Origin of the sequence: Pseudomonas sp. NFACC37-1 (genome assembly GCF_900101575.1) — a bacterium.
GTDB classification, from domain to species: domain Bacteria; phylum Pseudomonadota; class Gammaproteobacteria; order Pseudomonadales; family Pseudomonadaceae; genus Aquipseudomonas; species Aquipseudomonas fluorescens_AA.
Genome location: NZ_FMUZ01000015.1, coordinates 84,343 through 98,981, shown reverse-complemented (window position 1 = coordinate 98,981; position 14,639 = coordinate 84,343). Strand labels below are relative to the sequence as shown.

At 62.5% G+C, this 14,639-nt stretch carries 12 protein-coding genes and 1 riboswitch; of the genes, 3 read left to right on the top strand and 9 right to left on the bottom strand.

The annotated features are described in order from the left end of the window. Positions 1-8 precede the first annotated feature (8 nt). Positions 9-719 (bottom strand): histidine phosphatase family protein, encoded by a 711-nt coding sequence (locus BLP82_RS17000; protein ID WP_092170378.1) that lies wholly within the window; start codon positions 717-719, stop codon positions 9-11. Between the two features lie 226 nt (positions 720-945). Here BLP82_RS17000 and sohB point away from each other — a divergent pair, with 226 nt between their 5' ends. Next, positions 946-1,977, top strand: a complete 1,032-nt coding sequence (gene sohB / locus BLP82_RS16995) for a protease SohB (RefSeq protein ID WP_092170373.1) — start codon at positions 946-948, stop codon at positions 1,975-1,977. A 107-nt stretch (positions 1,978-2,084) separates the two neighbouring features. Here sohB and BLP82_RS16990 read toward each other — a convergent pair whose 3' ends face one another. From BLP82_RS16990 to metH, 4 genes are all read right to left on the bottom strand, one after another. Continuing rightward, positions 2,085-2,579, bottom strand: coding sequence for a DUF934 domain-containing protein (locus tag BLP82_RS16990; protein WP_063322008.1), 495 nt, complete (start codon positions 2,577-2,579; stop codon positions 2,085-2,087). Then, the gene (locus tag BLP82_RS16985) at positions 2,563-4,221 is read right to left on the bottom strand and encodes a nitrite/sulfite reductase (protein WP_092170368.1); all 1,659 of its coding nucleotides are present in this window, start codon (positions 4,219-4,221) and stop codon (positions 2,563-2,565) included. Before BLP82_RS16985 ends, BLP82_RS16990 begins: the two co-directional genes overlap by 17 nt. A 546-nt stretch (positions 4,222-4,767) precedes the next feature. Continuing rightward, positions 4,768-4,986 carry a DUF2970 domain-containing protein gene (locus BLP82_RS16980; protein WP_092170364.1) on the bottom strand — a complete coding sequence of 73 codons (219 nt, stop codon included), beginning with the start codon at positions 4,984-4,986 and terminating at the stop codon, positions 4,768-4,770. A 141-nt stretch (positions 4,987-5,127) separates the two neighbouring features. Then, complete coding sequence (gene metH / locus BLP82_RS16975; protein WP_092170360.1) at positions 5,128-8,838, bottom strand: methionine synthase; 3,711 nt, start codon at positions 8,836-8,838, stop codon at positions 5,128-5,130. Positions 8,839-8,994: 156 nt separating this feature from the next. Between metH and BLP82_RS16970 the strand changes: the two genes are divergently transcribed. Both BLP82_RS16970 and nfuA read left to right on the top strand, forming a co-directional pair. After that, the gene (locus BLP82_RS16970; protein ID WP_092170355.1) at positions 8,995-11,286 is read left to right on the top strand and encodes a fatty acid cis/trans isomerase; all 2,292 of its coding nucleotides are present in this window, start codon (positions 8,995-8,997) and stop codon (positions 11,284-11,286) included. Positions 11,287-11,401: 115 nt separating this feature from the next. Further along, on the top strand, positions 11,402-11,986 hold the full coding sequence (gene nfuA, locus BLP82_RS16965) for a Fe-S biogenesis protein NfuA (protein ID WP_003182850.1): 585 nt from the start codon (positions 11,402-11,404) through the stop codon (positions 11,984-11,986). Positions 11,987-12,191: 205 nt separating this feature from the next. Here nfuA and cobM read toward each other — a convergent pair whose 3' ends face one another. The 4 genes from cobM to BLP82_RS16940 all read right to left on the bottom strand — a co-directional run bounded on the left by cobM (position 12,192) and on the right by BLP82_RS16940 (position 14,312). Next, positions 12,192-12,938 (bottom strand): precorrin-4 C(11)-methyltransferase, encoded by a 747-nt coding sequence (cobM, locus tag BLP82_RS16955; protein ID WP_092170346.1) that lies wholly within the window; start codon positions 12,936-12,938, stop codon positions 12,192-12,194. Between the two features lie 77 nt (positions 12,939-13,015). Beyond that, a complete protein-coding gene (locus tag BLP82_RS16950) occupies positions 13,016-13,420 on the bottom strand; it encodes a cobalamin biosynthesis protein (protein WP_092170342.1) in 405 nt (134 codons plus the stop codon). Beyond that, positions 13,417-14,112 carry a CbtA family protein gene (locus BLP82_RS16945; RefSeq protein WP_092170337.1) on the bottom strand — a complete coding sequence of 232 codons (696 nt, stop codon included), beginning with the start codon at positions 14,110-14,112 and terminating at the stop codon, positions 13,417-13,419. Before BLP82_RS16945 ends, BLP82_RS16950 begins: the two co-directional genes overlap by 4 nt. 11 nt (positions 14,113-14,123) lie before the next feature. Further along, positions 14,124-14,312 (bottom strand): CbtB domain-containing protein, encoded by a 189-nt coding sequence (locus tag BLP82_RS16940; RefSeq protein WP_014338677.1) that lies wholly within the window; start codon positions 14,310-14,312, stop codon positions 14,124-14,126. Between the two features lie 100 nt (positions 14,313-14,412). Then, positions 14,413-14,636: riboswitch (cobalamin riboswitch) on the bottom strand. Positions 14,637-14,639 lie beyond the last annotated feature (3 nt).

Here is a 14,639-nt window from a genome sequence, read left to right as displayed (position 1 = left end):
ATCCGGACTCAGCGAAAGGTGATGAGGTCCGGGGCCTTCAACAGTTGCAGGTGGGCATGGCTGTTGAAGGAAGCCAGGGCCACCTCGCGGCCCCTGAATTTCAGGTGGTTGAGCGAGGTGTTGACGATTTGCCAGTTCAGTTCGAAGGCCTGTCGGGCCGGTATCCGGGTGATCAGGTGGAGCAGGGCGGTGATGGTGCCGCCGGAGGTGAACACGGCGATCTTGTGGGTGTTGTCGGCTTGCTCCAGGATGCGCTGCAGGCCGGCCTGGACCCGCTCGACGAACCCCAGCCAGCTTTCGAGACCGGGCGGGTCATACCGGCCGCTCAGCCAGCGCTCGACGATCAGCACGAAGATACGCTGGAATTCGGCGCGGTTCTGCGCGGCGTTGCGCAGGATATGCACCGCCTCGGGTTCCTGGGGGAGCATGTCCGGCAACAGGGCGCGAATGACCGCATCGGCATCGAACTCGTTGAACGCCGGGTCGATTTCCAATTCGGGGACCGGCATGCCGGCGGCGGACATCTGGCCCAGCGCACCGACGGCGGTATCCTGTTGGCGCCGCAGGTCACCGGAGAGGCAGCGGTCGAATACGACACCGAGCTCGGCAAGGTGGTCGCCGAGCACTTGCGCCTGGCGTACGCCATTGGGCGAGAGGACATCGTAGTCGTCCGCACCAAAGGAGGCCTGGCCATGTCGAATCAGATAGATACTGCCCACGTCCGCGTCATCCCGGTACGTTGAAGGTTTGGCGAGGTTATGGGGATGGCGGTGAGCTGTCAATGAAAAAACATACGCTTGTTTGAAATGCCCGTTGCAGCCTTGCCCTGCCTCGCTCGCGTCAAGGTAACCATAGGTTTCTTGGCTGGTCGCGACGCAGGCGCATGGGTATGCTGGGCCTGTCACGCGCCTGCGTTCAGTGGCGCATTGCATTTAAGGAGTTGCTGTGGAGTTTTTCATCGAGTACGCCGGTTTCCTGGCCAAGACCGTGACGCTGGTGATCGCCATCCTGGTGGTGCTGGCCAGTTTTGCTGCGCTGCGCAGCAAGGGGCGGCGTAAGTCGGCCGGCCAGTTGCAGGTGAGCAAACTCAACGATTTCTACAAGGGGCTGCGCGAGCGCCTGGAACAGACGTTGCTGGACAAGGATCAGCTCAAGGCCTTGCGCAAGGCCGAAGGCAAGGCTCAAAAGGCCGGGAAGAAAAACAAGGACAAGCCGGCGGCCAAGCCCCGGGTGTTCGTGCTGGACTTCGACGGTGACATCAAGGCCTCGGCCACTGAGAGCCTGCGTCATGAAATCACCGCGCTGCTGACCCTGGCGACGCCGAAGGATGAAGTGGTGCTGCGCCTGGAAAGTGGTGGCGGCATGGTCCACAGCTATGGCCTGGCCTCGTCGCAACTGGCGCGGATCCGTCAGGCTGGCGTGCCGCTGACCGTCTGCATCGACAAGGTGGCGGCCAGCGGCGGCTACATGATGGCGTGCATCGGCGAGAAGATCATCAGCGCTCCCTTCGCGATCCTGGGCTCCATCGGCGTCGTCGCGCAATTGCCCAACGTCAACCGGCTGCTGAAGAAACATGACATCGATTTCGAAGTGTTGACGGCCGGCGAATACAAACGCACGTTGACGGTGTTCGGCGAAAATACCGAGAAGGGCCGGGAGAAGTTCCAGGAAGACCTGGACATCACCCATGAACTGTTCAAGAACTTCGTGTCCAACTACCGCCCGCAACTGGCCATCGATGAAGTGGCGACCGGTGAGGTCTGGTTGGGTGTCGCGGCGCAGGGCAAGGGCTTGGTGGACGAGCTGAAAACCAGCGACGAGTACCTGGCCGAACGGGCCAAGGGTGCCGAGCTGTACCACCTGCACTACGCCGAACGCAAAAGCCTGCAGGAACGCATTGGCATGGCGGCCAGCGGTTCGGTGGATCGCGTGCTGCTCAGTTGGTGGAGCCGCCTGACCCAGCAGCGGTTCTGGTAATCCGCGCAGCCCGCTCCCACAGGGGGCTGGGCCGCCACGGTGGGGACCATCAAATGAAAAAGCCCTGAACCGGCACACCCGGATCAGGGCTTTTTCATGGGGCTGTTTCAGCGACGACGGAACAGTGGCAGCGGTTCGTCAGTGGCAGCCTGGTAGGTCACCGAGAAGTCCTTGAGGCTTTCGAGGGCCTCAAAGGGGTCTTTGTCGGCGCGCAAGGCAAAGGCGTCGAAACCGCAGCGGCGCATGTAGAACAGTTGGTCGCGCAGCACGTCGCCAATCGCCCGCAATTCACCCTTGAAACCATAGCGGTCACGCAGCAGGCGGGCGTTGGAGTAGCTGCGTCCGTCGGTGAAGGCCGGGAAGTTCAGGGCGATGACCTGCAACTGGTTGGCGTCTTCGCCGATTTCTTCCGCTTCCTCGTCGGCGTCCAGCCACACACCCAGGCCGCCGTCGCGGGCCTTGAGGGCATGGGCATGATCGCGCCACAGGGCCAGTGGCACGATCAGGTCGTCGCAGTTGGAGATGCCATCGAGGGTCGCGTCCTTGGGCAACAGGTGCCAGGTTTCGTCGATGACCTCGTTGTTCTTAATGATTCGCTGCATAGACGCGTTCCTTGAAGAGGTCGATGCCAATACGTTGGTAAGTGTCGATGAAGCGCTCGTCCGCGGTACGTTGTTCGATGTACACGTCGATCAGCTTCTCGATCACGTCAGGCATGTCATCCTGGGCAAACGACGGGCCGAGGATCTTGCCCAGGCTGGCGTCGCGGCTGCCGCTGCCGCCCAGGGAGACCTGGTAGAACTCTTCGCCTTTCTTGTCCACGCCCAGGATGCCGATGTGGCCGACGTGGTGGTGACCACAGGCGTTCATGCAGCCGGATATGTTCAGGTCCAGCTCGCCGATGTCGAACAGGTAGTCCAGGTCATCGAAACGACGCTGGATCGATTCGGCGATAGGGATCGACTTGGCGTTGGCCAGGGAGCAGAAGTCGCCGCCCGGGCAGCAGATCATGTCGGTCAGCAGGCCGATGTTCGGGGTGGCGAAACCTTGTTCGCGCAGCTCGCCCCACAGGGTGAACAACTGGCTCTGTTCAACGTCCGCCAGGATGATGTTCTGCTCGTGGGAGGTGCGCAGCTGGCCGAAACTGTAGCGCTCGGCCAGGTCGGCCACGGCGTCCAGTTGCTTGTCGGTGATGTCGCCCGGTGCCACGCCGGTGGGTTTCAGGGACAGGGTCACCGCGACATAACCCGGCTTCTTGTGGGCCAGGGTGTTGCGGGTGCGCCAGCGGGCGAAGCCCGGGTGTTCCTTGTCCAGGGCTGCCAGTTCGGCGTCCTGATTGCCCAGGGCCTTGTAGTCTGGATCGACGAAATGCTTGGCCACACGATGGACTTCGGCTTCGGTCAGGGTCGTCTGGCCGCCACGCAGGTGAGCCATCTCGGCTTCGACCTTCTCGGCGAACACTTCAGGCGTCAGGGCCTTGACCAGGATCTTGATCCGCGCCTTGTACTTGTTGTCACGACGGCCGTAGCGGTTGTACACCCGCAGGATGGCGTCGAGGTAGCTCAGCAGGTCCTGCCACGGCAGGAACTCGTTGATGAACGCGCCAACCACCGGGGTACGCCCCAGGCCGCCGCCCACGAGCACACGGAAGCCCAGTTCGCCGGCTGCGTTGTAGACCGTCTCCAGGCCGATGTCGTGGACTTCGATGGCCGCACGGTCCGAACTCGAACCGTTGATGGCGATCTTGAACTTGCGCGGCAGGTAGGCGAATTCCGGGTGGAACGTCGTCCACTGGCGAACGATTTCGCACCACGGCCGCGGGTCGATCAACTCGTCGGCCGCGACACCGGCGAACTGGTCGGTGGTGACGTTGCGCAGGCAGTTGCCGCTGGTCTGGATCGCGTGCATCTGCACGGTGGCCAGCTCGGCCAGGATCTCGGGCACATCTTCCAGGGCCGGCCAGTTGTACTGGACGTTCTGCCGGGTACTGATGTGGGCATAGCCCTTGTCATAGTCCCGGGCAATTTGCGCCAGCTTGCGCACCTGGCGTGAAGTCAGCTGGCCATAAGGCACAGCCACGCGCAGCATCGGGGCGAAGCGCTGGATATACAGGCCATTCTGCAAGCGCAGAGGGCGGAATTCTTCTTCGCTCAGCTCGCCTGCCAGATAGCGTCGGGTCTGATCACGGAACTGCTTGACGCGGTCCTCGATGATTCGCTGATCGTACTCGTCATATACGTACATATAAGTCTCGGTCTCAGGCTTGGGCCGATCAGAAACAGCTGCATGTTGGCTCGCTGGAATCGGGTTCTGCCTCGGCAATTCTGCGCGCACGGCCGCGCACTCCTAGAGGAGCCGGTGCAAGATACCTGTTTTGAGTTATGCGCAAAAGTGATGTTTGAGTATATGTAAAGAACCAAATCGACTAATGAGATTGATTATTGCCTAACCCACATTTGTCGTACGGGCAATCATCGTCTTAACTGTGGTCGAGTCCCTATGCAATCACCTACAAAACCGACAAGAGGCGATGCAATGAGCAATCCGACCAAAGCAAGGAAAAGCGACAGTACTGTTGATGCCTGGGCCATTTTGTTTCTGATTATCCTGGTGGTGGGCACCGCAGTGTTCTGGGTCAGTCACCAGTAAACGGTTTATCCCTGGCGATGAAAAACCTGTGGGAGCGAGCTTGCTCGCGATAGCGGTGGTTCAGTCGGATTGATGTCGACTGGTGCACCGTGATCGCGAGCAAGCTCGCTCCCACAGGGTCATATGTTGTGTTGGAGAGCGTTACAACCCCGCCAGATGCACCACCAGCTTGACGATGCCAAACAGCGTCAAGGCGAAAATCACCGTGAACGTGATCCCCAATATCACGAAGTGACTCGGCTTGCCGTGGGTGAAATCCCGGGCGCGGTTCTTGCCACTCTGTACGCCGAAGGCGGCGGCCAGCACGCTGTGCATCATCTGCCACAGGGTCGGCGGCTTGTTGTCGACTGGATCGTCCATAAATCCCTCGTCTGCCATGTGTGTGGGACAAGCATAGACAAAAAAAGATCGCAGGCTTCGCCGGTGCCTACGGGAACACACAAAACCCTGTAGGAACTGGCGAAGCCTGCGATCTTTTAAGGGCGCTTATTTTAAGGGGGCTTAGTTGTCGTAGCCCAGGTTCGGTGCCAGCCAACGCTCCGTCACGCTCAAATCCTGGCCCTTGCGCGCGGTGTAGCTCTGGACCTGGTCCTTGTCGATCTTGCCCACGGCGAAGTATTGCGCCTGGGGATGGGCGAAATACCAGCCGCTGACCGCTGCCGCCGGGAACATGGCGTAGTGTTCGGTGAGGAACACGCCGCTGCGGCCGGCTTTCAGTTCGCTGGCCTCGGGATCGAGCAGGCGGAACAAGGTGGCCTTCTCGGTGTGATCCGGGCAGGCCGGGTAGCCGGGGGCAGGGCGGATGCCGGTGTACTGCTCCTTGATCAGCGCCTCGTTGTCCAGGCTCTCGTCCTGGGCATAACCCCAATGCTCCTTGCGCACCTGCTGGTGCAGCCATTCGGCGCAGGCTTCGGCCAGGCGGTCGGCCAAGGCCTTGACCATGATCGAGTTGTAATCGTCGCCGGCCTCCTGATAGGCCTTGGCGACTTCTTCGGCGCCGATGCCGGCGGTGGTGATGAAGCCGCCGACGTAGTCGGTCACGCCGCTGTCCTTGGGCGCGACGAAGTCGGCCAGGGAAAAGTTCGGCTTGCCGTCGGTCTTGATGATCTGCTGGCGCAAGTGATGCAAGCGCGCCAGTGGCTTGCCATCGTCGCCGTAGACTTCCAGGTCGTCGTCATGCACCTGGTTGGCCGGCCAGAAGCCGAACACGGCGCGGGCGCTGATGAGTTTCTCGTCGATCAGCTTGCGCAGCATCGCCCGGGCATCCGCGTACAGCGCGGTGGCGGCTTCGCCGACCACTTCGTCGGTGAGGATGCGCGGGTATTTGCCGGCCAGGTCCCAGGAGATGAAGAACGGTGTCCAGTCGATGTATTCGGCCAGGACGTTCAAGTCGATGTTGTCCAGCACCTTGGCGCCGGTGAAGGTCGGCTTGACCGGCTGGTAGCTGCTCCAGTCGAACTGTGGCTTCTTGGCCACGGCAGCGGGGTAGCTCAGGCGCTCGGTGCGGGCGCTGCGGTTGGCCGTGCGCTCGCGTACTTCGATGTAGTCCTGGCGGGTTTTCTCGACGAACGCCGGCTTGAGCTCCTTGGACAGCAACTGGGTCGCCACGCCCACGGCGCGGGAGGCGTCGGTGACGTAGATCACCGCGTCGTTGCTGTACTTGGGTTCGATCTTCACCGCCGTGTGGGCCTTGGAGGTGGTGGCGCCACCGATCATCAGCGGCAGATGGAAGTCCTGGCGCTGCATCTCCCGCGCCACATGCACCATCTCATCCAGGGACGGGGTGATCAGGCCGGACAGGCCGATGATGTCGCATTTCTGCTCCTTGGCCACCTGCAGGATCTTCTCCGCTGGCACCATCACGCCCAGGTCGACGATGTCATAGCCGTTGCAACCGAGCACCACGCCGACGATGTTCTTGCCGATGTCGTGGACGTCGCCCTTGACCGTGGCCATCAGGATCTTGCCCTTGGCCTCCGGCTTGTCGCCTTTTTCCGCCTCGATGAACGGAATCAGGTGGGCCACGGCCTGCTTCATCACACGGGCGGACTTGACCACTTGGGGCAGGAACATTTTGCCGGCACCAAACAGGTCGCCGACGATGTTCATGCCAGCCATCAGCGGGCCTTCAATGACCTCGATCGGCCGGGCGAACGACAGTCGCGATTCTTCGGTGTCTTCGACGATGTGGGTGGTAATGCCCTTGACCAGCGCATGCTCCAGGCGCTTGTTCACTTCCCAGCCGCGCCATTCCTCGGTTTCCGCTTCCTTGACGCTGCCGTCGCCCTTGTACTTGTCGGCGATGGCGAGCAGGGCGTCGGTGCCTTCGGGGGTGCGGTTGAGGATCACGTCCTCCACGGCGTCACGCAGTTCCACCGGGATCTGGTCGTAGATCTCCAGTTGGCCGGCGTTGACGATGCCCATGGTCAGGCCCGCGCGGATCGCATACAGCAGGAACACCGAGTGGATCGCCTCGCGCACCGGGTTGTTGCCACGGAACGAGAACGACACGTTGGACACGCCGCCGGAGGTCAGCGCGTACGGCAGTTCGTCGCGGATGTAGGCACAGGCGTTGATGAAGTCCACGGCATAGTTGTTGTGCTCTTCGATACCGGTGGCGACGGCGAAGATGTTCGGGTCGAAGATGATGTCTTCCGGCGGGAAGCCGACTTCATTGACCAGGATGTCGTAGGAGCGCTTGCAGATTTCCTTCTTGCGCGCCTCGGTGTCGGCCTGGCCGGCTTCGTCGAAGGCCATTACCACCACGGCGGCGCCGTAGCGTTTGCACAGTTTGGCGTGGTGGATGAACTGCTCGACGCCTTCCTTCATGCTGATGGAGTTGACGATGCCCTTGCCCTGGATGCACTTGAGGCCGGCTTCGATCACTTCCCACTTGGAGGAGTCGATCATGATCGGCACGCGGGAAATGTCCGGTTCGCCGGCAATCAGATTGAGGAAGGTCACCATGGCCTTCTTCGAATCGAGCATGCCCTCGTCCATGTTGATGTCGATCACCTGGGCGCCGGCCTCGACCTGCTGCAGGGCCACTTCCAGCGCTTCGGTGTAGTTGTCCTCGCGGATCAACCGGGCGAACTTGGCGGAACCGGTGATGTTGGTCCGCTCGCCGACGTTGACGAACAAGGAGCTGCGATCGATGGTGAACGGTTCCAGGCCCGACAGGCGGCAAGCCCTCGGGATCTCTGGAATCTGTCGCGGCGCGTAGCCGGCCACGGCCTTGGCGATGGCTTCGATGTGCGCCGGGGTGGTGCCGCAGCAACCGCCGACAATGTTCAGGAAGCCGCTCTGGGCGAACTCTTCGATGACCTTGGCCGTCTCGGCCGGCAGTTCGTCGTATTCGCCGAACTCGTTGGGCAGGCCGGCGTTGGGGTGGGCCGATACGTGGGTGCTGGCCTTGTTCGACAGCTCTTCCAGGTACGGGCGCAGTTCGCTGGCGCCGAGGGCGCAGTTCAGGCCCACGGAGATCGGCTTGGCGTGGGCCACCGAGTTCCAGAAGGCTTCGGTGGTCTGGCCGGAGAGGGTGCGGCCGGAGGCGTCGGTGATGGTGCCGGAGATCATGATCGGCAGTTCGACGCCCAGTTCTTCGTAGACCCCTTGCACGGCGAAGATCGCCGCCTTGGCGTTCAGCGTGTCGAAGATGGTCTCGATCAGGATCAGGTCGGCGCCGCCTTCGATCAGGCCCTTGGTGGCTTCGGTGTAGTTCTCCACCAGTTCGTCGAAGGTCACGTTGCGGTAGCCGGGGTTGTTTACGTCCGGCGACAGCGAGCAGGTGCGGCTGGTCGGGCCGAGCACGCCGGCGACGAAGCGTGGCTTGTCCGGGGTCTCCAGGGTCTTGGCGTCGGCCACCTGGCGGGCCAGGCGCGCGCCTTCCAGGTTCAGCTCGTAGGCCAGGGCCTGCATACCGTAGTCGGCCTGGGACACCTGGGTGGCGTTGAAGGTGTTGGTTTCCAGGATGTCGGCACCGGCATCCAGGTAGGCCTTTTCGATGGCACCGATCACGTCCGGGCGGCTCAGGACCAGCAGGTCGTTGTTGCCCTTGACGTCGCTCGGCCAGTCGGCAAAACGCTTGCCGCGGTAGTCCTGTTCTTCCAGCTTGTAGCTCTGGATCATCGTGCCCATGCCGCCGTCGAGGATCAGGATGCGTTCCTTGAGGGCTTGCTGGAGAAGATAAAGGCGAGCGCTGCGATCGGACATAGGACTACCTGGAAAAAAAGACCATTACGAAGGCCGGGATGATAGCAAACCTGCGCAGGATTTGATCATGAGGGGCTTTTGCATGAATATCGCTCATGTTTGCAAGGCGATGCTGGCCCGGTAGAATCGCCGGACTATCTCTTAGGGACCCGAGACATGCCGTACCGCGTCTTATTCGGCAGTCTGTTGCTGTCGTTGTCTTTTAGCGCAGCCGCCGGGAATCCCGTTCCGGCGATCTCCTACACCCGCGACATCCAGCCGATCTTCACGGAAAAATGCGTGGCCTGTCATGCCTGCTACGACTCCGCCTGCCAATTGAACCTGGGCAGCGGCGAAGGGGCGGCACGGGGCGCGAGCAAGCTGTCGGTGTATGACGGCGAGCGGCGCCAGGCGGCCGAGCCGACCCGTTTGTTCTACGATGCCTCCGGCCAGCGCGCCTGGCAGCGCAAAGGCTTCTATTCGGTGCTCGACGCCCAAGGCAGCCAGGCGGCGTTGATGGCGCGAATGCTGGAACTGGGGCACCGCACGCCGCTGCAACCCAACGCCAAGCTGCCGGAGGAGATCGTGTTGGGTCTCAATCGAGAGAACAGCTGCGCGATGCCGGATCAATTCGACGAATATGCGGCAGCCCATCCCAGGGAAGGCATGCCGCTGGCGGTCACCGGCCTGACCGACCAGCAATACCAGACCCTGCAGCGCTGGCTGGCCGCCGGCGCCCCCATCGACCAGCAGGCCTTGGCCCCGAGCGCCGCCGAAGCCTTGCAAGTGGTGCAGTGGGAAAACCTGCTCAACGCCCCCGGCGCCCGGGAAAGCCTGGTGGGGCGCTGGTTGTTCGAGCACTGGTTCCTGGCGCATATCTATTTCAAGGACGGCGAGCCGGGGCATTTCTTCCAATGGGTGCGTTCGCGTACGCCCACCGGGCAGCCCATCGACCTGATCAACACCCGCCGCCCGAACGACGATCCCGGCACCCGCGTCTATTATCGGCTCTGGCCGGTGCAAGGGGTGATCGTGCACAAGACCCACATCACCTACGGCTTGAGCGCGGCGAAGATGGCGCGGATCAAGAGCCTGTTCTACAGCGGCAAGTGGCAGGTCACCGCGTTGCCGGGGTACGGTCCGGAGCGCCGGGCCAACCCGTTTTCCACCTTCGAAGCGATTCCGGCCCAGGCCCGCTACCAATTCATGCTCGATAACGCCGAGTATTTCGTGCGGACGTTCATTCGCGGGCCGGTGTGCCGGGGCCAGATCGCCACGGACGTGATCCGTGACAATTTCTGGGCGCTGTTCCAGGCCCCTGAACACGATCTGTACATCACCGATCCGAACTACCGCGGCCAGGCCACACCGCTGTTGGCGATGCCGGGGCAGAACGACGATGTGGGCAGCGTCCTCAGCCTGTGGCTCGATTACCGTGACAAGCGCAACGAGTACGAGGCCTTGCGCCGCGACAACTATGCCGAGCTGCCGGCTCCGAGCTGGTCGACGCTGTGGGCCGGCAACGACAACGCGCTGCTGAGCATTTTCCGGCATTTCGACAGCGCTTCGGTCACCAAGGGGCTGATCGGGGAGGTGCCGCAGACGATGTGGCTGTTCGACTTCCCGTTACTGGAGCGTACCTATTATCAGTTGGCGGTGAATTTCGACGTGTTCGGCAACGTCTCCCACCAGGCCCAGACCCGGTTGTATTTCGATTTGATCCGCAACGGTGCGGAGCAGAACTTCCTGCGCCTGATGCCGGCCGACTCCCGGGAAGGCTACCTCGACGACTGGTACCAGGCCGGTGGCAAATTCAAGATGTGGCTCGATTATGAGGCCATCGACAATGACAAACCGACCGCCCTCAAGCTTGACGAGCGCGATCCCAAGGGTGATTTCGCCCAGCAACTGCTGACCCGTTATGGCGAGCTGAACGCGCACCCCGATCCGATCAACCGTTGCGACGGTGCCTACTGCTCGCGCCCGAACATCGACCCTGCGCTGCAAAACGCCGAGCAGGCCCTCAGTCGGCTGGTGTCGCGACCGGCGGCGGGGCTCAAGGTGATCGACCAACTGCCGGAAGCGACCCTGTTGCGCATCGAAACCGCCAGCGGCCAACGTGAGGTCTACAGCCTGCTGCGCAACCGGGCCCACAGCAACGTGGCGTTCCTGCTGGGCGAGGAGACGCGCTATCAGCCGGGGCTGGACACGCTGACGGTCTACCCGGGCGTGCTCAGCAGCTATCCGAACTTCATGTTCAACATTCCGGCCGGGCAAGTGCCGGCATTTGTCGAGGCCATGGAACGTGCCCAGGATGAGCCGGCGTTCGAGCGGATCGTCGAGCGCTGGGGGATTCGCCGCAGTCACCCGCAGTTCTGGTATTACTTCCATGACCTGAGCCAGTACATCCAGGAAACGGAGCCCGTGGAAAGCGGTGTGCTGGACATGAATCGCTACCAGAACCTCTGATAGGCCTGTCCGGCGGCAAACCCCGTGCCGTCGGACGCTTTCCTGACAAAAATACTAGGACTTTGTCCGGCGCGATGATTGGCGTAAACTGCCGTCAAGCCTGCGAGGAGTTTCCATGACCGCCATTACCATTACCGATGCCGCCCACGATTACCTGGCCGACCTGCTGTCCAAGCAGAACACCCCGGGGATCGGGATCCGCATCTTCATCACCCAGCCCGGCACCCAGTACGCAGAGACGTGCATTGCCTACTGCAAGCCGGGAGAAGAAAAACCCGAAGACACCGCGTTGGGGCTCAAGAGCTTCACCGCGTACATCGACTCGTTCAGCGAAGCCTTCCTGGACGATGCGGTGGTCGACTACGCCACCGACCGCATGGGCGGCCAGCTGACCATCAAGGCACCGAACGCCAAGGTGCCGATGGTCAATGCCGACAGCCCGGTCAACGAGCGCATCAATTACTACCTGCAAACCGAGATCAACCCGGGGCTGGCCAGCCACGGCGGCCAGGTTTCGTTGATCGACGTGGTGGAAGACGGCATCGCCGTGCTCCAGTTCGGCGGCGGCTGCCAGGGCTGCGGCCAGGCTGACGTGACCTTGAAGGAAGGCATCGAGCGCACCTTGCTCGAGCGCATTCCGGAGCTCAAGGGCGTGCGTGACGTGACCGACCATACGCAGAAAGAAAACGCCTACTACTGATAGGTGTTCGCTGCGGATAGTGTGTGGCGAGGGAGCAATCTCCCTCGCCACACTGGTTTCAGTCGTCAGCCTGTATCCACCCCCCCTGTGGGAGCGAGCTTGCTCGCGATAGCGGTGGGTCAGCCTGCGATGATGTTGAATGTGCCGTCGTTATCGCGAGCAAGCTCGCTCCCACAGGGATCGGGGTTGGCTCTTGCCGATTGCCTCAGGGCCGGTAGAGATGCGCATGTCCGGCGCTGTACAGCGACGATTCGCTGAACACGTCATTGCCCAGCACACGCCCCACCAGGATCAGCGCCGTCCGGCGGAAACCCTTGGCTTGCACCTTCTCGGCAATATCTGCCAGCGTCCCCATCACCCAATCCTGATCCGGCCATGTCGCCCGGTGGATCACCGCAATCGGGCAATCCGCGCCGTAGTGGGGCCGCAGTTCGTCGACGATTTTTTCCAGGTGATTGACCCCCAGGTGAATCGCCATGGTCGCCCCGTGCTGTGCCAGGTTGCCCAGTTCTTCCCCAGCGGGCATCGGGGATTTATCGGCGTAACGGGTGAGGATCAGGCTCTGGGAGATGTCCGGCAAGGTCAGTTCGGCACCCAGCAGGGCGGCGCAGGCTGAGGTCGCGGTCACGCCCGGGATGATTTCGAAAGGGATGTCCAGTTCCCGCAGGCAACGAATCTGTTCGCCGATGGCGCCGTACAGGCTCGGGTCGCCGGAGTGCACCCGGGCCACGTCCTGGCCCTTGAGATGGGCGCTGTTGATCAATTCGATGATCTGTTCCAGATGCAGCTCGGCGCTGTTGATCACCTGTTCGGCACAATGGCCTTCGAGGACGGCGGTCGGCACCAGCGAGCCGGCGTAGATGATCACCGCGCACTGGCGGATCAGTCGCTGGCCTTTGACCGTGATGAGGTCCGGGTCGCCGGGGCCGGCGCCGATGAAGTACACGGTCATGACCGGCTCCTGTGGAAGGTGGGTGAGCGTCGCCCAGATGAAGATCGCTCATGATCCTGGGCGGCGATTATCGGGATTTACGCCACGACCGCCAATGCCAACGTGCTCATGGGGCCTGTTTGGCGGGGAATCAGCAGCGTTGCGGGTGTCGTGCCCAATTGGTCGGCCAAGGCCAGGGCGGCGCTTTCGGCGATGCCGTAGCAACCGGTTCGCGCGAAGGCGATCTCGGAGCGATGACTAAGCCGCTGTTCGTAACCGACCAACTGTCCGGCACTGAAACAGGTCAGCGGCAGGGCCAGTTGCCCGGCCAGTTCCAGCAGCCCGGGCTCGTCACGCTTGAGGTCGATACTGGCCAGGGCCCGGACCTGGTGAAGTTCGATGCCGTGGGCCAGCAACGTCTGGTCGAGCAAGGCCCGCAGCGTGCTGGCCGGGCAACCGCGTTGGCAACCGAGGCCGATCACCAGCATCGCCCCAGTGTTCATGCGTCGTGGTGGGCTTGACCGTCACGGCGAAACAGCCAGGCGCTGATCAGGCCCAGGGCCAGCCAGAAGGCGACGTTCGTCACCTGCGAGGCGATCTTGAACTGGCTTTCCAGCGCTTCGGGCGCCAGCATCGAGTGGACTTCGGGCTGCGGCGCACCGATGAGGTGGGGCACCAGCAACGTCGCCACGCCCAGCAGCTTGAGCAGCCAGTGCCGGCCGAAGGCGATCAGGGCAATGCCCACCGCCGTGGACGCCGCGGTGCCGATCCACCACATCTGCCGCTGGGCCAGGTCGGCCGCTGCGGTGCCGGGCAATTCCGGGGGCAGGCCGAGGGTGGGTGCCAGGACGAAAGTGGCATAACCGGCCAGGCCCCAGAGCAGGCCCTGGGAGGTGCGAGTCGGTGCGCGCAAGGTGTACAGGCCCGCCAGCATCAGGGCAAAACCCACGGCGACCACCAGGTTACCGCCGGTGGTGGACAGCACGCGCTGCCAGCCATCTTCCGGTTCCCAGGCCTCGGCATCATGGGTGTGGGCCACACCGTCGGTGTGCTCATGGACCTCGGTCGCCGGGGCCTTCTCGAAGGTTTCCGCCTGGAGAATCAGCGGCGATACCCAGAAACTCTGCAACAGGGTCAGCAGCAGGGCGGCCAGCAAGCCACTGAAGCCGGCGGTCTGCGCGATACGCTTGATCATGTCGTCAGTTCTCAATGGCACGGGAAGGCGGCGCTGTGGCGGGTATCGTGGGCGGCGTTGTGCACCGCTTCGATGTGGGAGAAACCGGCGAAATAGACCAGCCCCGCGCCCAGGATCGAAGCCAGGATCGCGGCGCTCAGGCGTTGGCTCAGGGTGGTGGTGCTGCTGGCGGTGCGGGCGGTGCTGCTGATGGTCGACATGGCGCTTCCCTCTGTTTTTGTTCCGTGGGGATGCGAGCGCAATGAGACCCCGGGCGAAAGACCGCCAAGGTTCGAACAGCGCCCGCCCACCGCGGGTTTGTTGATGCTTTGAGTCATGGGCCGGTCTCCGGGCTCGCGAGGGGCAGGGGCTGAGCCTTGCCTGCAAGCGTCACCTTCCCATGTCCGGGGACACAGTGGTTCAGACGCTTCGCTCGCTTACCGTTGCGGGGGCAGCACCGGACTGACGTGGCTTTGGAGTAAAGCACACGATTCACCGGTTTCCCGTTTCACCCTGTGAAGGGCACCCGTAACTAGGCGCACAGGAGA